Here is an 18,920-nt window from a genome sequence, read left to right as displayed (position 1 = left end):
GTATATATTCCTCACCAACGTTCGAAATAGACGAAATATATGCGAAAATTCGCATACATGTTCGCCACCGTTTCATGCTGTAACTGACACCGCTCGTTTCCTGTTCCATCCGCTCGGCCGTGACGATTAGGGGAAGGGAGTGCCGGTATAGGGTGCTCCCATTCCTTTTGGCTACCCCTGCCCGGAGATATCGGCTACGGAAGACCTGGAGATGAGCTCCACGGGTAAAATCAGCTTCTTCCAGGGCCGCTGGCCGTCTTTGTCCTGTATGCGCTCAATCAGAAGCTGGGTGCCCAAATAGCCTATCTCGTAAGCCTGCTGGGCAATGACGGTGAGAAAAGGGGAGATACGGGACATGTATCCCAGATCGTCGAAACAGACGACCGAAATGTCATCGGGCACTTTGAGGCCTTTCGCCCGGATGGTTTCGATCGCTTCGCTCGCCAGAATGTTATTGCAGGCCAGAATGGCCGTTGGACGGGGGGAGAGCCGGTCCAGCCAGCCTGACATCACCCGCAGATCCTGATGGGACGTATAGTCCGTTTCCAACACATAGTCTTCGTTCAGTTCCAGGTCGTTTAATTTATGGGCTTCCGCATAACCTTGCGCCCGGAGGCGGGCACTGGAAATTTCAGAGGACCCGTTGATCAGGGCGATCCTCCTGTGTCCGCGTTCCGCAAGATGATTTATTAGCAGCTTGGCCCCTTCTTTACTGTCTCCGAGCACAACGTCGCAATCCATGCCCGGCACTTCACGGTCGAGCAGGACAAAGGGGATCTTTTGCTTGCGAAGCTTTTGCAAATGGGGGAGAGAACGGTCTCCTGCGGGAGAAAACAGGACTCCGTCCGCCCGTGCGCCCAAGATGGTATCGAGATAGCCGCTCTCTTTCTCCAGGCTCTCGTCGCTGTTGCCGAAAAGCAGGCGGTACCCGTATTTTCTGGCTGCATCCTCAGCGCCCCGGGCCAATGTGGTATAGAAGGGATTCGTAATATCTGTAATAAGCAAAAACAACAGCCTGGTCTGCTGCGTCACGAGCCCTCGTGCCATCTGATTCGGCACATAATTCAATTCTTCCATGACGCGCCTGACTTTGGCTTTCGTTTTCTCACTGATGCTTCCGGTGTTATTAATGACTTTGGAAACTGTCATCGCGGAAACGTTCGCCAGCTTGGCTATATCGTAAATTGTAGTCAAAACTTCACATGCTCCTTTACCCTGTATACCAACATCTTAACGAAAGTAACGATTGACAGCAAGCGGTTTCCTTGATAGTTTTAGGTTACCGGTAACTTTTCTTTTATTAACCATAAACGAGAGGATGATTTGATTGTTTACAGATACCCGCTGGGAACGCAATTTTCCGAAAATCGGCATACGCCCTACTATTGACGGCAGGCGCAAGGGGGTACGTGAATCGCTGGAAGAACAGACGATGAGCTTGGCTAAGTCGGTCGCCTCGCTGCTCTCATCTGAGCTTCGCTATCCGAATGGAGAACCTGTGGAATGCGTCATTGCCGATACATGTATCGGCGGAGTGAAAGAAGCTGCCGAAGCGGCTGAAAAGTTTCGAAACGCAAATGTAGGTTTATCGATAACTGTTACGCCGTGCTGGTGTTACGGTACGGAAACGATGGACACGGACCCATCCCTGCCGAAGGCAGTATGGGGGTTTAACGGAACGGGGCGCCCGGGTGCGGTTTATCTCGCTGCCGTTCTGTCCGCGCATGCGCAGAAGGGGCTTCCGGCCTTCGGCATTTACGGTAACGACGTCCAGGATGAAGGCGATGGAACCATTCCGGACGATGTGAAGGAGAAATTGCTGCGTTTTGCCAAAGCGGGGATGGCGGTAGCCCTGATGCGAGGGCAGTCCTATTTATCGATGGGTTCGGTGTCGATGGGGATCGCAGGCTCCATTGTAGACGAGACCTTATTTCAGGATTACCTGGGCATGCGAAACGAATATGTCGATATGAGCGAGTTTGTGCGGAGAATGGATGAAGGCATCTACGACCCGGAGGAGTTCGACAGAGCTTTGGCATGGGTGAAAGAACACTGCAAGGAAGGTGCCGACAATAATCCGGAGGCGATCCGGAGTTCACGGGAGCAGAAAGACCGCGACTGGGAGACCGTAGTGAAAATGACGCTGATCGCCCGGGATCTGATGGCAGGCAATCCGCGTCTGGCGGAGTTAGGCTACGAGGAAGAGGCTATGGGGCACAATGCCATTGTTTCCGGTTTCCAGGGGCAGCGCCAATGGACAGATCATTTTCCGAACGGCGATTTTATGGAAGCGCTCTTAAACAGCTCGTTCGACTGGAACGGCATCCGTTCCCCCTACATTGTGGCAACAGAGAACGACAGCCTGAACGGCGTAAACATGCTGTTCGGCTACCTGATGACCGGCACCGCTCAAATCTTTGCGGACGTTCGTACGTATTGGAGTCCGGACGCCGTCAAGCGCGTGACAGGCTATGAATTGGAAGGGAAGGCGGCGAACGGACTGCTGCATCTGATCAATTCCGGACCGGCGGCATTGGACGGCACGGGACAGCAGGAGCGCAACGGGGAACCGGCTATTAAGCCTTTCTGGGAAATTACAGAGGAAGAGGCCAAGCGGTGCCTCGACGCCACGTTGTGGCGCCCTGCTTCCTTGGAGTATTTCCGCGGCGGCGGTTACTCTTCCGACTTCCTGACCCGGGGCGGGATGCCGATGACGATGTCCCGGTTGAATCTGGTGAAAGGCGTCGGGCCTATATTGCAAATTGCAGAAGGCTATTCGGTCGATCTGCCGGAACATGTACATGATACTTTGGATAACCGTACTGATCCTACGTGGCCGACTACCTGGTTTGTGCCGAAGCTGACCGGGGAAGGAGCCTTCACCAGCGTGTATTCCGTCATGGACCATTGGGGAGCGAACCACGGAGCCATCAGCTACGGCCATATCGGTGCAGAGTTGATTACGCTCGCAGCCATGCTTAGAATTCCGGTAAGCATGCATAACGTAGAGAAGGAAAGTATATTTCGTCCACGTGTATGGGGACTGCTGGGAACGGAGAACGCAGAGGCCGCAGACTTCCGGGCCTGCGCCGCATTCGGCCCGCTGTACAGATAGGAATTCAGATAGGAATTCAACCATTTTCTTACCCCTATCCTACACGGCTCTTACCTTGGCAGAGCTGCATAATAGGCGCATAGGAAGAAGCTCCTCCGGATGTTCCGGGGAGCTTCTTTATGTCAGTTCCTCCTATTACTTAATGCCATTAAAGATGGAGGGTTATTTTCAGAAAACGGGTCAAATTGCTTATTTGGCGGAACCGCTGACCGGAACGGCTTCGTTAACATACTCCTCAAACGTTAGACCGGAGTCTGCGATATCTTGTGCCAATGGTTTGCCGACATAACGTACATGCCATGGCTCATAAGAATAACCGGTAATGCTTTCCTTCCCTTTCATATAACGAATAATAAAGCCGTATTTCGGGGCGTTCTTTATGAGCCATTTGCCTTCCTTCGTGTTACCTAAGGTCGGTTCGAGCGCATAATTCACGCTTGCACTGGAAATGTCCATAGCCAGTCCGGTCTGATGCTCACTTTGACCCGGATGTGCGCTTGTCCGATTTGCTTCCTCAGCACCCTTCTGTTGCGCGTTCCGGTCAAAGATCGATTTCTGGGTCGCGTAGGAACGGTAACCCGAGACTGCTTTCAATTCAATGTTAGCCTTGTCCGCTGCCGCAAACAACTGCTCGAGCGCTTTGGCCGCTTCTTTGCGCATGAGTTTCTTCGGGCTGTCCCCGCTGAACGAAAAAGGGACTTTGGGTGTAACCAGGTCCGCAGGCTTGTAAGTGGCTGGCAGATTGCGCTTCTTGTTGACTACAACGGTAATGCTGGAAGCATTGGTCACTACAGGCAGCCCGTCGCCGTTAACTTTAATCGTTTCCCTGAGTCCCTTCAGGCCGCTTGCGGAGCTGCTGCTGACTGGAATGACATCGGCTTGCCCGTTCGCAGTTCCGGAGTTTGGCTGATCGCCTGCGGGTTTCTCGTTCGTACTTCCATTTCCAGTATCATTGCTGCTTGGCGAATTCCCGGATGTGTCCGGGGCGGGCGTTTCTACTGTACCGGAAGTGCTGTTACCAGCCGGGGTGCCCGCTGCAGGTGCTGCTGTATCTTTGCCGCAGCCCGCAAGTACACCGGCCGCCAGAGTGAGGGTAAGGACTGCTGCTGCCATTTTATTACTATACATAGTTTATAAAGCCTCCGTATTTCATAGTTTGTTCTATCATTATAACACGTTTTAAAGGTATCATAAGATAGAACGGCTGGAAGATCTGATAGGTTGCACCAGCGAAGCACAATTTTTGGAGGACAATGTATGCTGAATCGGATCGTTCAACTATGGCATTTCGGACTGCAGCAGGCGCTTTCCTGCGTCTTTCCCGTTATTATTTTCGGTGCGCTGCTCATGGCTAAAATCACTGCTATTCCGGGCCTGCCGGATTATGATTTTATCCTTATCGTATGTGTTGCCGCTCAAGTGTTGATGCTGAAGCTGAAGCTGGAAACATGGGATGAATTTCGGGTCATTTGTGTGTTTCACGTCATCGGCCTGATTTTGGAATTGTATAAAGTCCGCATGGGATCATGGGCTTATCCTCAGGAGGCCTATACCAAGGTGGCCGGTGTCCCGCTGTACAGCGGTTTTATGTATGCCAGCGTTGCCAGTTATTTATGCCAGGCATGGCGCCGGATGGATGTTCACATTACCGGATGGCCTGCAGCGATGGCTTCCATTCCGTTGGGCGCGATGATCTACCTGAATTTTATGACGCATCATTATGTGCCCGACCTTCGGTGGTGGCTGACAGCTTTACTGTTTCCCGTGTTCTGGAAAACTAAAGTGATCTATTCCGTTAACAAGAAAACTTATTCCATGCCGCTCATACTCTCTTTTTTGCTGATCGGTTTCTTCATTTGGCTTGCAGAAAACATCAGTACGTTTCTTGGAGCGTGGCAGTATCCCGATCAGGCGCACAAGTGGACGATTGTCCATATAAGTAAAATCAGCTCATGGTTTTTGCTTGTGATTGTGAGTTTTATAATTGTAGCCCAGCTGAAGCACGTTAAAAATCATACAAACCTGCACGGACGGGCATTCCCCGGGAAATCATCCTTACCCGTTGACAGCACTTCTTCCATACAGGAAAATGGAGAAACGACATAATTTGTGATGGAGAGCCTATTTCATGACTTCTAACTGGAAACGTATTTTACTATTGGCGCTCCCTTCAATCGCATCGTTTGCTACCGCAACCGTTACGGGAACGATCAATTTAATTATTTTAGGCCAACTGGGCGCTCTTGTGATCGCCATTGTTGGAGTCAGCAATATTATTATGTATAACGCCTTTGCTATCTTTTCGGGACTAGGCCATACGGTAAATTATCTCGTAGCCCAGAATTACGGTGCCCAGGATATGAAGAAAGGCATAGAGCGAACGTATATGTCGCTATTATTTGCAGTGGTCTTCGGTCTTATTATTTTTGGTGTCGGTTTGTCGGCGTCCGACCTGATTCTCCGGATGACCGGCGGCAATGCCGAGTTTATTAATACCGGCAGCGCTTATTTGCAGGTTCGTTTCTTTGCCATGGCGTTGGGGATTATCGTGTTTACGTTTCACGGTTTTTTGCGGGGCATCGGGGCAACAAGAACTTCGATGGTGCTCTCCATATCAGCGAATGCGATCATGGTGTTTCTAACTTACGGTCTGGCCTTCGGCAAATTCGGCCTTCCGGACTGGGGACTGGTCGGTGCAGGATGGGCCATTGTTGCAGGGGAAGCATTTAATCTGCTCGGCTGTTTGTTTGTTTATTTCATCCTTCTGCACAAACGTTATGGTACCAGGACTCGTCCCCGTTTCGACCGTTCGGAAGCCCGCCTCATTCTGCAGGAAAGCGGGAAGTTAGGCGTGCAGGAATTCTCGATGAGTATTTCAATGTACATCTTTACGATTTTCGTCATGCAGATCGGCACAAAGGCTGTCGCGGCGAATGAAATCGCCTTGAACGTAATGTCGTTCGGCTTTATGCCTGCATTCGCGTTCGGCGCGACGGCCACGATTATCGTGGGCCAAGAAGTCGGTGACCGCAATCCGAACGCGGCGAGACGAGCCGGTACTGATACGGCGATTATGGGAACTTTGTTTCTGCTTGTGCTGGGTGTCATCGAGTTCTTTTTTGCCGAGCCGATTGCCAAGCTGTATGCGCCTACTGAGCCCGAGGTTTATGAGCTTGCGGCCTATCTGATCTCGGTATCGGCATTCCTTCAGCTGTTCGACGGCTTGTTGAACTTCTATGCAGGCGGCCTGCGCGGGATCGGGGACACCACATTCCTGTTGAAATCGTCTTTCGTCCTAAGCGCATTCCTGTTCGTCCCGCTCGCTTACGTGCTGATCTTCCTGTTCGATATGGGCAGCTTGGGAGCATGGATATCGTTATACACATTCATTACCGTTTACGGCTTGGCCGTAACCTATCGGTTCTATCGTACCAATTGGTCCGAAGTTCAAGTGAAAGAGGCGTCACATCCTTAGGGGTGCGGCGTTTTTTGTTTTTGTTGTGTTATCTATGAATGCCGCTATGAACCTCGTTTTGTAGACTATTTACTCTATTCTATGTGCCTCTTATACTTTTATACCACTTATTGTTTTTATACCAATGACACTCCCGATCATAATCAGAGACCATCATGGTATAATGATAAATTCAAGTATATAATGACAGAAGTAGAGCGCAGACGAACACAATCTCATATATGAAGTCGTGAAGCACACGCCGTTTTGACACATGTAACCCATCTGCGGGTTTGGTGTCGGAGCGGCTTTTTTATTACTAAAAAAACTGGGAGTGAGTGGAATGGTATATTTGATCAAGCTTATGCGGAATGGATGGGAAAGATGGTATCGCATGAGGAGAACCACAGGCGGCGGGAGCTGCTTGAAAAAGGGTTGGGTTATGGCACAGTTGAATTTTTGCGGAAAGTCTGGTTTCCGGTGGTGAAAAACTTTCAAGACTTGCACCCGGAATGGGAAGTACAGGATTTAAATAATGGCTATCGATACTTGGATTTGGCATATATGCCAGGCGGTGATGTTAAAGGGGCAATCGAAATTCAAGGCTACGGTCCCCATGCTAGAGATTTGGATGTGAGGAGATTCAAAGATTTATGCGGAGGCATTGCTGTTGGGGATCGATGATTGGGTGGTTTTTCCGGTCGCCTATCTTTCCATTATTGAGGAGCCGAAACTTTGCCAGAAGCTGGTCCTCTCCTTTATTGGCAAATTCAGTGCCATGGACGTGCCGGAGCAGCTGAGTTGGCTGGAGGCCGAGGCGCTGCGGTATGCAAGGCGGGTGTTTCTCCCTTTTGGCCCCCTGGAGTTAGCTTCCCACTTGCGTATCTCGGATCAACATGCCCGTCGTATCCTTCGCAACTTAGTCGAGCTCCGGCTATTATTCGTTGCGAGCGGCAACAAGCGTTATCGAACTTACACCTTTCGAACCTAGCAGATGTTAGCGGCCGGAGCTATGGCTAACGAATCCTGATATCGTTATTTGAGCATATTTGGCTCGTTGAGAGTTCTATCGAATCCTACAAACGTTATTTACCGCAAAACCCTCTACATGATCGTATTTTTGGCTAAATAGCGCTCGTACAGTTCGTTAGAATCGAAAACCCCTCATTTTAACGCAAATAAGGTGTGTACGATTCGTTAGCCGGAGTTGGTTCAGTCGGCCGAGGGGGAGCAGTGGATCCTGTGGGCGAGGGGGACCAGTGGATACTGCAGGGCGTGGGGACAGCAGTGGATCTCGCAGGGAGCGCCGGGACAGTAGTGGAAACGGTGAACCATCCCGGGCGGATCAAATGAGTTTTCTCATAATTTGTAAACGGTGCATTTTACAAAGTGCGGTAAGGCAAGAAGTCCCAAGTCGTGGGACCTTGCAGGTTACGGTAAGCACAGTGGTAGGTAAAAGGTCACTTTATCTATGCCGAAAAGTGAACGCAGGCATGGGGATCAATGAGCTATCGAGATCGTTTTCTAAGTTTTCCAAACTTATTAACAATTTTTATATATGAAATTAATGGTAATTTTACAGGCGGAAGCAAGATAGTTTACAAACCTGTGTGAAAATCAATGGTAGAGATAATGCTAGAGTCGCTTGTAAGAGGGGTTTCATCCGGCGGCGATGATCGGCAGTCGTCCACAATAAAGAGAATAGGGTGATCTTGATCATGAAACGCAAGGTAATGGGTATGATGGCAGCTTCCGTAATGGCAACTTCGGCGATCACAGTATCTGCAAGCGCAGCGGTCCCTGCGAAATCGGTCACACAGCCGGCAGCAGCAATTACAAACGCAGCGGCTGTCGTGGATGGCATGGACTTTACGCTCAGAAGCGTAGCGGCAGGCCAAACGACTCTGGTTTCCGTCAAGGATTTTGCACAGGCGATTGGTGCCAGCGTGTCCTACAGCAAAGGCGTGCTGACATTGATGAAAGACGGGGAGCAAGTGTCCTTCTCCATCCATTCAAAAACACTGACAACGGCTGACGGCGAAGTGGAGTTCGCAGCAGCTCCCGTCATTGTAAAAGGAATGCTGTTCGCGCAATGGCAGCCCATCGCAGCGGCACTGGGGCTGGAAGTTACCGAGAACGGCCAGATCTCCACGATGAAACTGCTGTCCGGCGTACATTCCCTCCCAAGATGGGCCGGCGCGAACACAGCTGTTGTAGCTCATGAGAACGAAGACGGCTCCGTTTCCGACTACCTGATCAACCTGACGGACAAATACTCCGTTTCCCTGATGCTGGATGCAGAAGCTGACAGCGTGTCTGTTTCTCCTGACGGCAAATGGGGCATCTATGCCGCTTCCAACGGAAACTTATTCACAGTGAACCTGCATAGCGGAGAAGTAAAGAAGATTTCCGAGGACACCGAGTCCAAGAGCGACCTGATATGGTCCCAAGACGGCAAGAAAGTGTTCTACATTGGCGGAGCCGATACCAAATACAACACGATTTACTCCGTTAATCTTGCTGACGGCAAGCTGACGAAGGTTGTGGAAGATAAAGTCGATTACAAATCGGACCTTCGCGCTAATGCGGACGGAACGCTGTTGGCTTACCTGGTCAACACGCAAAACACAGTGAAATCCGACTCGAAAGATGCATTGAACGAAAATGCAGTAGAAGTAGACAGCTCTACAGCCGGTACGCAAATCTACGTTGCAGACGCTGCCAAGAAAGACGGCAAGGGCCTAATTACTCCAGAAAAGCTGACAACTACGCCTGATAACAAGCTGTACATCGACCTGATGAAAGACGGCAAAGTGATTTACGTAAGCGTTGATGTGGAAGGTACGAACGACAAAGCTACATATAAGGTAGTCAGCCGCGACAAAACTGTTGCTGATTTCAGCAAAGACTTAGACGTTTTGGTCAGCACGGTAACCCAAGACGGCAACCTGGTTGCCGTTACGGTTGACAACAAAATCTATAAAGTCGAGGCCGCCACCGGCACCGCCGCGCTGCTGTACACTTCCGATGCCGACATTTACGAAATTTCCGTGAATGCGCAAGGCGAAATTCTGGCGAATGCAGGCGATCAAATCGTCCTGATCAGAGAAGGTAAAGCTGTAAAGCTGACTAAAGAGTAATTCAGACCGTAAGCCCAATTCACACATCAACTAAAATTTGAGAGGAGTTTTACTTCCATGAAACTTTTTAAAAAATTGACTGTTATCGCATTAGCTTCCGCCCTGGTAATGAGCGCAGGTGCTTCCATCGCAGGTGCCAAATCGACCCTTAGCGGCAAAATTACAATTAACGGCTCGTCCGCCCTGCTTCCACTGACACTGCAAGCTTCCAAAGAGTTCAAAAAGAAAAACCCACGCGTACGCATCGCAGCTTCCGGTTCCGGTTCCGTAACAGGTCCTCAAGCGGTTAAAAAGGGCATTGCAGACATCGGCGCCTGCGACTGGGATGCAAGCATGTCCGTTCCAGGTTTCCCTGCCTTCGAAGGCCAAGTGGCTACACCGGTGGCGGTGATTCCTTTTGCAACGATCGTTAACAAAAATGTCGGCGTAGACAACCTGACTTCCGATCAGCTAAAAGGCATCTTTACAGGCAAAATCAAGAATTGGAAAGAAGTCGGCGGGGCGGACGCAGATATCGTAGTGGTGACTCGTTCTTTCGGTTCCGGAACGCGCGTTAACTATGAAATGAAAGCTCTCGGCGGTACAAGAATCGACGACAAATCCGCAACGCTTGTAGCTTCCAACAGCGGCGACATGGCTACCAAAGTCGGCCAAAAGCCGAATGCCATCGGTTATGTTGACCTACCGTACATCAAAGGCGACATCAAGGCGATCAAATTCAACGGCGTAGAAGCAACAGCCGCTAACATTATCGACGGGAAATACAAAATTTACGCAACGGGTTATTACATGACAAAAGGCCAGCCAACAGGCGCTACAAAAGAATTCATCAACTACATCACCAGCAAAGAGTTCCAACAAGGCACACTGAAAAAAATGAAGTTCATCCCGCTTGCCAGCATCAAGAACTAAGGAACCGACAGGCAACGCAAATGGGTGAAAGGTAACCAGCCTCTTTCATTGGAGGCTGGTTACCTTGTTCTATATCAGAGGAGGAACCAGGCATGAACAGCGCCGGAAGCAGCACTGCAACCGCAGTCAAGAGCGCACTGACCAGTCCCTATAAGTCCGCACGCCGGACCTTGGACCGGCATTTCCGCACAAGAGTAACGAATAACACGTTTAAACTGATTTGTTTTGCAAGTATCGCCATCCTATGCATCGTCTTGTTCACTATTATTCTCTTTATCGGCAGGACGGGAATTCTGACCTTTCAATCGGTTCCGGTTTCCACCTACTTCCTGTCCACGGATTGGGTGCCGGAGGAAGAGAAGTTCGGTGCCGCGCTGTTTATTTTTGGGACGCTTGCCCTGACAGGATTGACGCTGCTCATTGCCATGCCGTTGTCCGTAGGCATCGCCGTGTTTCTGGCGGAAGTTGCACCGGACTGGCTGAAACGGATCGTTCGCCCTATTTTGGACCTGCTTGTCGGGATTCCTTCCGTCGTGTACGGATATTTGGGGCTGACCGTGCTGGTACCTTTTCTCCAAGATGTCACAGGCCAGCCCATCGGGGAAGGGCTTCTAGCCGCAGCTTTGGTGCTGACGCTAATGATTCTGCCCACCATCGCCCGGATCAGCGACGATTCGATCGTGGCGGTACCCCGCAAATACCGCGAAGCGGCCTATGCGCTGGGTTCCACCCGGCTTCAGGTCATCTGGAAAGTGGTGCTGCCTGCGGCGCGGAGAGGAATTATGTCTGCCGTAATCTTGGGGATGGCCCGTGCCATAGGGGAAACGATGGCGGTCGTGATGGTGATCGGAAACACGCCGGTTCTGCCGGAAAGCCTGTTTGGACCGACGTCTGTTTTGACGAGCAATATCGTCATGCAAATTTTGAATGTAACGTTTGATTCCACCTGGAATTACGCTCTTTATATGATGGCATTCCTGCTGCTGGTGATTTCGCTGATTCTCATTATTGCGATCCGGCTGATCCGTCCGAGAGGAGAAATGGGCTCATGAGTATGGTGCTTACGAAGAAAAACACTGCTGCCCGATACATGGACCGCTTGGCTACAAGTTTTTTGTGGGTGCTCGGCTTTGCCGTGGTGTTCCTGATTATGTGGCTGTTATTTACGATCCTGAAAAAAGGGCTCCCGACGATAACGCCATCCTTCCTCACCAATATTCCGGATGAGATCGAAGCCGGCGGCGGAATCGGACCGATGCTTTTGAACTCCTTCTACGTGCTGCTGATTTCGCTGGTCGCTTCCATCCCTGTCGGGATTGGGGCCGGCATTTATCTGGCGGAGTATGCGCCGGACAACAAATTTACCGCGTTCCTGCGCATTTGTGTGGAAGGGCTTGCCTCCGTTCCGTCTATTGTTTTCGGATTGCTGGGGATTGCTTTGTTCATTGAATATTTTCAGATCGGTTACACGATATTAGGGGCCGGCATTACCCTCGCTTTCCTTAACCTGCCGGTGCTGACGAGAGTAACGGAGGAGTCGATCCGGTCGGTTTCGCAGGATCTCCGTGTAGCTTCCTATGCAATGGGCTCTACAAAGTTCCAATGTATCCGCACCGTAGTGCTGCCGGTAGCTTTGAACGGAATTATTACAGGCATCTGCCTGGTGGCCGGACGCGCATTCGGCGAATCTGCCGTCATTATCCTGACGGGCGGGTTAAGCACTTCAGGCGAAATGTGGGATTTTAATCTGATGTCCCCGGGGGAAACCCTTGCAGTCCACCTGTGGTATGTGCAAGCCGAATCGATTGTACCGGATGCCCGTGAGATCGCGGATAAAGCCGCGGCCGTGCTGGTCTTCGTCGTCCTGATGATCAATCTCGTTTTCCGTATTCCAATCTGGTTCAATAACCGCAAGCTGAAAGTATAGAAGAATACGTAATAAAGCCTGATGCATGTTGATGCACCGGGCTTTTTTGTGTGTAAAAACAAACAAAACAAGGTCTGCATACAATGTAATATGAGGGAATGATACCCAAAATGTAAGGGCTTGCAGGAAATTGACCACTGCTCAAAGAATACATGTGTATCACAGTCAGGAGGGTAATTGTTATGACAACTTTGTTTCGCAAAAGTATCCTGTTTACAGCCGACCGGCGTCCCGTCAGGTCTTTCTTTCAAAAATACGGCATGAAGCTCATTGCGCACCGGTTCGTTGCGGCGGAGCATTTAAAGGATACAGTGGAAAAGGTAAAAGAGCTGAATGCACGGGGTTTGATGGTCACATTGGATTATCTGGGCGAAAGTGTAAAGGACGAAAGGTTAGCGGCCGAAGCGGCAGGGATGGTGCTGCAGACGTATGACGCTATAGAGAGAAACAAGCTGAATTCCAATGTTTCTGTGAAATTGACGCAGCTTGGATTAAACATAAGCCATGACGTCTGTCTAAATCACATGAGAAAAATTGCTGCAAAGGCAAAAGAACAGGGCAACTTTGTCCGCATCGATATGGAGGATTCGCCATATACCCAAGTAACCATTGATATCTACAATACGTTACGGGAAGAATTCGGAGGAGAAACCGTAGGACTAGTTCTCCAATCTTACCTGTACCGGACGGAGGAGGACTTGCGAGGCCTGCTGCCATCAGGACCTAATCTGAGAATCGTAAAAGGGGCTTATCAGGAGCCTGCCTCTGTTGCTTTTCCGAGCAAATCCGATGTTGACGGCAACTACGTAAGACTGGTCCAAATCATGATGGACAACGGCTGTTACGCGGCGATTGCCTCCCATGACGAGAAGATCATAACGGAACTGATCAACTACGCTTCAGAGCACAACATTCGCCGGGACCGGTTTGAATTTCAAATGCTCTACGGCATTTCCGGACAGCTGCAGCAGCGTCTCGCGGATCAGGGATTCCGGGTGCGGGTCTATACCCCGTTCGGGGAGCAATGGTACCCGTACTTTACCCGGCGCCTGGCCGAACGTCCGGCGAATGCATTGTTTGTATTGAAAGGGCTGTTCCGCAAATAGGGGTGGACTTCACAGGTGATGTGAGGTATTATGAAAGCAACGTTTTCTAGGGTTCCGCGGAATCAGCTGCAGCACTGCTGACATTCCGGCCTGGTCCGAGGGGAAACGCGCGGCGATAGCCGCGCAAGCACGGAGGGATAAAAGCCCGGGAGATATCTGATGATATGTCCCGGGCTTTTGCTATTGTCCGCATAAACAAAGCCCGTGCGCTTCATCCTAGCTTAGAAGGGAACACAGGAGGAATTCATATGAACAGGCAGTGGACATTGGTGTTGCTGGCCGCCTTTTTTGAAGTCGGCTGGGTCATAGGATTAAAGCATTCGGAGCTGTGGTGGGAATGGGTTCTTACGGCGGGGGCCATTTCAGTCAGCTTCTACGCGTTGATCGCCGCTTCGCGGGATTTGCCGGTGGGAACGGTTTATGCCGTTTTTGTAGGCTTGGGAACGGCCGGTACGGTTTTGTCGGAATCGTTGTTTTTTGGTGAACCGCTGCAGGCGGGGAAACTCGCTTTGATTGCGGTACTTTTAATAGGCGTAATTGGATTGAAAATGACGGGGCATGAGGAAAAGAAAGCGGGTGAGACGGATGTCATGGATTAGCTTGATCGTGGCGGGCTGTTTCGAGATGGGAGGAGTAGCTTTGATGAACAGGGCCCAGCGGTCTCCGGGATGGTTCAATTATGTTTTGCTTGCCGCCTGTTTCGCCTGCAGCTTTGTGCTCCTGTGGGTGGCGATGAACAGCATTCCGATGGGCACGGCTTACGCAGTCTGGACCGGAATCGGAGCCGCGGGAGGCACGCTGATCGGGATGCTGCGTTACGGGGAATCGAAAAGCGGTAAGCGGGTCTTTTTTCTGGTGATGGTATTGGGGGCCGCCATCGGTTTGAAGCTGGTATCCTAGCACCACTCTCTAGGCATCTGCATAGAATGAGACCATAACAGAAAGGTTTCATCTACAGGAGGTGCAACATCATGTCAGAAGGAATAGCAGCGCCGCAAGTTCAGCCGGTGATGCAGGCGAATCCGGGATTGGCCGATACGCTGAAAAAAATGCGGGAAGACGCGTTCCACATTTGCATGCAGTGCGTCAACCGCCAGGTACAGGTTCAGACCATTCACGGCGAGACACTGCGGGGTACCGTGGTAAATGTGGATGCGCATCATTTGTTTTTGGAAGTGCCGCAGGGTAATGAACGCGGGTTTTATTACAACAACGTAATTCTTCCGCTGGTGCTGTATGAGCTGCTGGTTATCAGTTTGCTGGTATAAATGAAAAAAGTGCCGGGTCTCGAGAGAGACCCGGCACTTTCTTTGCTGTTTAGTAAGCCAGGGAGAACAGTCCTTCAATGTGTGTCAGGTAACGCGCGTTACTTGCTTTCTTCATCAGGGAAGCAGGCAGGCCTTTCAGCTCGATGTTGGTCTCACCGATGGCGCCGATGCCGTCTTTGCGGCCGAGGGATGCCAGCGTACCGGAGAATACCGGTGTGAAAGCTCCCATTGGAGCTCCTTTGAAGTAAGCTGCAATGTTCTCGCCTGCAGTTTCGCCCATTTGCCAAGCGATTTGCGCTGTTGGCGGGTATGGACGGCCGTCCGGTGCAAATACAACCGCACAGTCGCCGGCAAGGAACACATCAGGATGAGAAGTGGATTGCAGGAATTCGTTGACCGTTGCGCGTCCACGGTTAACTTCCACTCCGCAGTTGCCAACGAGGGAGCTGCCTTGTACGCCGCCGGTCCATACTACAGTGTTCGCTTCGATCTTTTGTCCGTCTTTCAAAGTAACGACGTTGCCGCTCACTTCGGTAATCGCAAGGCCAATCAGGAACTTCACGCCGCGGCCTTCCAAAGAGGATTGGGCACGGGCAATCAGATCGTCGGAGAAGACAGGAAGAATTTTCGGACCTGCTTCAACCAGGTTCAAGGAAATATCGTTGTAGCTTACGCCGTACTTTTTGCAGATGCCAGGCAATTCGTCAGCCAGCTCACCAACCAGCTCAACGCCGGTAAGTCCGCCGCCGCCGATGACGATGGTAGCGTCCGCTTTGTCTTTGGACACGCTGTATGCTCTTACGCGGTCTTCCACATGAGTGTAAACGCGGTGAGCGTCCGCAACGGATTTCAACGTCAGGCTATTCTCCTGCAGGCCTGGAATGCCGAAGTAGTTCGTTTCGCTGCCCAGAGCCAGAACCAGTACGTCATATTGGTACCAAGTGCCGCCGCTTACGACGACTTTCTTGTTCTCGACATCGATGGATTCCACGTTGCCGACTTTTACGTTTACGTCTTTGCCTTTGAGCAGTTTGTTCAGCGGAAGGGCAACCGCCTTTTCATCCACATTGCCTGCTGCCAGACGGTGAAGTTCAGTAATGATTTCGTGGGAAGGCACACGGTTCACAACCGTAATGTCAGCTTCCTCTGGCGTTAAATGTGCGCGTGCGGCAAGAGCTGTCAACAATCCGCCGTAGCCGCCGCCTAGAATTAGAATATGCTTGCTCATGTTCGTCCTCCGTTCCGGTCGGTTCGACCTTATGATTGTTGTTGTTTTCTTTCGTGCACGATATCCAGGAAGGCCTGGCTGAAACGAAGCATCTTCTGAAGCTCAGGATCCTTAAGCAGTTTCAGCATGCCGAACAATCCGATCGTCTGGTCGCTTTGCTCGGCGCGGTCGTTTGCTTCGATCGCAGCGGAGGCAAGGTGTTTCACTTTCTCCTCCATTGGTTTCACAACTTCCATGATGCCGCCGACAGTGTCTTGAATCAGTACGCGGTCGTTAGCCACTTTCGTAGCGAAGTCGTAAGTTTTCGTAAGCAGCGTCATCATTTCGGTCAGCTTAGGCAGCTGCTCCACCAACGCCGTAAGGGATTCTTGAACTTCCGGCTTCAGCAGCTGGTCCAGCACGTCTTGTTTCGAAGCGGCTGCTGCTGCAGTAACGTCCAGTTCTTTCTGTGCAGTAATTTCTGACATAACCGATATTCCTCCTTAATAAATGTGGTAACAAAGTGAGTTAACGTGCAGAGGAGTCCAGGGTATATCACCAAAAGTGAAATGTTTCACAAACTTGCATGGAACAGTTCCGAAGCTCAAGTGCCGCAACCCATATCTCGTTATAGTGTTTATTGTATACCTTATCACGCGGATTTGCATGTGAATTGGAAAACTTGTCATCGAAACATTTTTTCGCTATGAAAAAATTTTCTTATCAGTCGGAAGCAATCAGGTTTGTTATGGATAGCTTTCCAAAAGTTCGGGAATTTATACGTGGAGAGGGAGTTCGCGGGACGGGAATCCTCGTAGTTGAAGCGTAGTCCTCTGGTATGAGTGGAGGTCCCCTTATTATGGTAATGAATTTCGTTAAAGTGCTGCCGGATTTCCTTATTTCCGGTGAATTTAGGGGAGGACGTAAAGAAACGACACTAATTTTCCTTAATCCGCACGTGTGACGACGCGAAATGGAAAAACAGTGTCGTTCAAATGGTTGGCTGCTGAAAAACACCTTAAATAAGGTAATTGGTTAGCGGAATAAGGAACATAGTTACCATTTTGGCGGAAGTGAGGGGTGGAAGGTGTAACATTATCGTGCCGATGTTAGTTACAGAAACTTGCGGTGCAGCTTTTTCCCGTCATAGGTGAACACAGCGCGTTTGTCTTCTACCACTGTTTCCAAGTGGACGGATTTGCCCCAGATCTGGTACACGTGCGGAAGGGTGCGCTCCATGTACTTGAGGTCCAGCTCCACGCCTTCATACTGGTGGTACATGTACAGCTCGCCGTTACGCAGGAAGTCTCCATCCTGCACGACGAGGTAAGGGAAACCGCCGTTGACGCGGGAGTAGACGAGCTGATCGCGGATGTTCTCCCATGTTTTGTCGGTGATTTTCCACTCGGGGCCTTTTTTCTCGAAAATGTACAAATCCAGGTCTTTCACCAGATCCTTCGTCATGTAATTACGGATGAAGGACAAGTCCGAATCGTTCTCGCGGACCTCAAATATTTTCTCGCGGCCTCTGCCGGGCTGACGCTTGAAGCGCTCCCGTTCCTCCTCGGTAGGGGAATCCCAGCGGCGTTCGATATCCTCGAATATTTTCAGGCCCAGATAATAAGGGTTCAGCGTATGCCGGGACGGCTGCACGACAGAGGAGTTGAGCTTGGCGTATTCTATCGTTTCTTCCGTAGTCAGGTCCAGCTCGCGCAAAATCCGCTGATGCCAGTAGGAAGCCCAGCCTTCGTTCATAATCTTGGTCTCGAGCTGCGGCCAGAAATAAAGCATCTCGTCCCGGAGCATAGTCAAAATATCACGCTGCCAAGGCTCCAAAACCGTAGAGTACTCCTCAATGAACCATAGGATATCTTTTTCGGGATGGGGCGGAAAGCGCTTTTGATCCTGCGGGCGCTCTTCATCTTCCCCTGAAGTATCCAGTCCCCAAATGTCGTCGTAAGGCGTCGATGCTTTCGGGGAAGGCTTATCTTTGCGGTTCATCAGGTCAACGTAGCGTTCTTTTTCCATATGATAGGGCTTCACGATGGTCGGATCCACATGCTCCTGGATGGACAGCACCGCATCGATAAATTCTTCCACCGCCTCGGAACCGTACAGCATCTCATACTCGCGCACACGCTCGGCGGTAGCGGACATGCTCTCCACCATGTTGCGGTTCGTTTTGGAGAAGCGGGCGTTGTTCTTGAAAAAGTCGCAGTGTGCCAGGACATGGGCTACGATGAGCTTGTTTTGGATGAGGGAGTTTCCGTCGAGCAAAAAGGCATAGCATGGGTTGGAGTTGATGACCAGCTCGTAGATTTTGCTTAAGCCGAGGTCGTATTGGGTTTTCATTTTATGGAACGTTTTGCCGAACGACCAGTGGCTGAACCGCGTCGGCATGCCGTAAGCGCCAAATGTGTAAATGATATCCGCAGGACAAATTTCGTAACGCATCGGATAAAAATCCAGGCCGAAGCCCTCCGCAATCTCCGTAATTTCCGCGATGGCGTACTCCAGGTCTTTAAACTCGCTCTCCTGCATGCCGTAACCTCCATCTTCTTCTAAAGGGTCTGTATCTATGTATATTAGAGGAGGGCGGGGGATATGAGGAGAGATGATGCGGAAGCTTAGAACTTCAAGATGTTTTTCCCCGTACTTGAGTAGACAATGTACTCCAAAGCAGTTTTCAAGGACGCCGTTTGGCGTTTCTTTATTTTAGATTGAAATGTATCATTAATCGTTGTTTCGTCAGATAGTGGCAACAAAAGTAATCGCTTACAATTAGGAAACA

General features: G+C 50.6%; 16 protein-coding genes, 1 pseudogene and 1 riboswitch. Of the genes and pseudogenes, 12 read left to right on the top strand and 5 right to left on the bottom strand.

The genetic code is table 11. The features are described from left to right. Positions 1–171: 171 nt before the first annotated feature. On the bottom strand, positions 172–1,194 hold the full coding sequence (locus tag ACFSUF_RS14470; RefSeq protein ID WP_377603661.1) for a LacI family DNA-binding transcriptional regulator: 1,023 nt from the start codon (positions 1,192–1,194) through the stop codon (positions 172–174). 133 nt (positions 1,195–1,327) lie between these two features. On the opposite strand from ACFSUF_RS14470, the gene ACFSUF_RS14465 reads away from it, so the two are divergent. Further along, positions 1,328–3,115, top strand: coding sequence for an L-fucose isomerase (locus ACFSUF_RS14465; RefSeq protein WP_377603660.1), 1,788 nt, complete (start codon positions 1,328–1,330; stop codon positions 3,113–3,115). A gap of 189 nt (positions 3,116–3,304) precedes the next feature. Here ACFSUF_RS14465 and ACFSUF_RS14460 read toward each other — a convergent pair whose 3' ends face one another. Further along, positions 3,305–4,243: a M15 family metallopeptidase gene (locus ACFSUF_RS14460; protein ID WP_377603659.1), complete on the bottom strand. Its 939-nt coding sequence runs from the start codon at positions 4,241–4,243 to the stop codon at positions 3,305–3,307. 129 nt (positions 4,244–4,372) lie between these two features. Here ACFSUF_RS14460 and ACFSUF_RS14455 point away from each other — a divergent pair, with 129 nt between their 5' ends. From ACFSUF_RS14455 to ACFSUF_RS14405, 11 genes and pseudogenes are all read left to right on the top strand, one after another. Then, a complete protein-coding gene (locus ACFSUF_RS14455) occupies positions 4,373–5,221 on the top strand; it encodes a DUF817 domain-containing protein (RefSeq protein WP_377603658.1) in 849 nt (282 codons plus the stop codon). Between the two features lie 22 nt (positions 5,222–5,243). Beyond that, positions 5,244–6,590 carry an MATE family efflux transporter gene (locus ACFSUF_RS14450; protein ID WP_377603657.1) on the top strand — a complete coding sequence of 449 codons (1,347 nt, stop codon included), beginning with the start codon at positions 5,244–5,246 and terminating at the stop codon, positions 6,588–6,590. A gap of 354 nt (positions 6,591–6,944) precedes the next feature. Beyond that, positions 6,945–7,560: pseudogene (locus ACFSUF_RS14445) on the top strand (transcriptional regulator). Positions 7,561–8,287: 727 nt separating this feature from the next. Next, a complete protein-coding gene (locus tag ACFSUF_RS14440) occupies positions 8,288–9,709 on the top strand; it encodes a stalk domain-containing protein (protein WP_377603656.1) in 1,422 nt (473 codons plus the stop codon). 57 nt (positions 9,710–9,766) lie between these two features. Continuing rightward, a complete protein-coding gene (locus ACFSUF_RS14435; RefSeq protein WP_377603655.1) occupies positions 9,767–10,621 on the top strand; it encodes a phosphate ABC transporter substrate-binding protein in 855 nt (284 codons plus the stop codon). A 92-nt stretch (positions 10,622–10,713) separates the two neighbouring features. Beyond that, complete coding sequence (gene pstC / locus ACFSUF_RS14430) at positions 10,714–11,673, top strand: phosphate ABC transporter permease subunit PstC (protein WP_377603654.1); 960 nt, start codon at positions 10,714–10,716, stop codon at positions 11,671–11,673. Further along, on the top strand, positions 11,670–12,548 hold the full coding sequence (gene pstA / locus ACFSUF_RS14425; RefSeq protein ID WP_377603653.1) for a phosphate ABC transporter permease PstA: 879 nt from the start codon (positions 11,670–11,672) through the stop codon (positions 12,546–12,548). The genes pstC and pstA overlap by 4 nt, the downstream gene beginning before the upstream one ends. Before the next feature lie 182 nt (positions 12,549–12,730). Beyond that, complete coding sequence (locus tag ACFSUF_RS14420) at positions 12,731–13,654, top strand: proline dehydrogenase family protein (RefSeq protein ID WP_377603652.1); 924 nt, start codon at positions 12,731–12,733, stop codon at positions 13,652–13,654. A 35-nt stretch (positions 13,655–13,689) separates the two neighbouring features. Continuing rightward, positions 13,690–13,808: riboswitch (guanidine-I (ykkC/yxkD leader) on the top strand. A gap of 94 nt (positions 13,809–13,902) precedes the next feature. Continuing rightward, entirely contained in the window at positions 13,903–14,253 is a 351-nt protein-coding gene (locus ACFSUF_RS14415; protein ID WP_377603651.1) for a DMT family transporter, read from the top strand. Further along, the gene (locus ACFSUF_RS14410) at positions 14,240–14,554 is read left to right on the top strand and encodes a DMT family transporter (protein WP_377603650.1); all 315 of its coding nucleotides are present in this window, start codon (positions 14,240–14,242) and stop codon (positions 14,552–14,554) included. The genes ACFSUF_RS14415 and ACFSUF_RS14410 overlap by 14 nt, the downstream gene beginning before the upstream one ends. A gap of 71 nt (positions 14,555–14,625) precedes the next feature. After that, complete coding sequence (locus ACFSUF_RS14405; RefSeq protein ID WP_377603649.1) at positions 14,626–14,922, top strand: hypothetical protein; 297 nt, start codon at positions 14,626–14,628, stop codon at positions 14,920–14,922. A 49-nt stretch (positions 14,923–14,971) separates the two neighbouring features. On the opposite strand, the gene ACFSUF_RS14400 is transcribed toward ACFSUF_RS14405, so the two are convergent. The 3 genes from ACFSUF_RS14400 to ACFSUF_RS14390 form a co-directional block, all read right to left on the bottom strand. Further along, on the bottom strand, positions 14,972–16,150 hold the full coding sequence (locus ACFSUF_RS14400; protein ID WP_377603648.1) for an NAD(P)/FAD-dependent oxidoreductase: 1,179 nt from the start codon (positions 16,148–16,150) through the stop codon (positions 14,972–14,974). 29 nt (positions 16,151–16,179) lie between these two features. Then, a complete protein-coding gene (locus ACFSUF_RS14395; protein WP_377603647.1) occupies positions 16,180–16,617 on the bottom strand; it encodes a DUF1641 domain-containing protein in 438 nt (145 codons plus the stop codon). A 625-nt stretch (positions 16,618–17,242) separates the two neighbouring features. Beyond that, positions 17,243–18,670, bottom strand: a complete 1,428-nt coding sequence (locus ACFSUF_RS14390; RefSeq protein ID WP_377603646.1) for a SpoVR family protein — start codon at positions 18,668–18,670, stop codon at positions 17,243–17,245. Positions 18,671–18,920: the final 250 nt, after the last annotated feature.

This window comes from Paenibacillus gansuensis (assembly GCF_042684925.1).
GTDB classification, from domain to species: Bacteria; Bacillota; Bacilli; order Paenibacillales; family DY6; genus Paenibacillus_N; species Paenibacillus_N gansuensis.
This window is presented reverse-complemented; position numbering and strand designations above follow the sequence as displayed.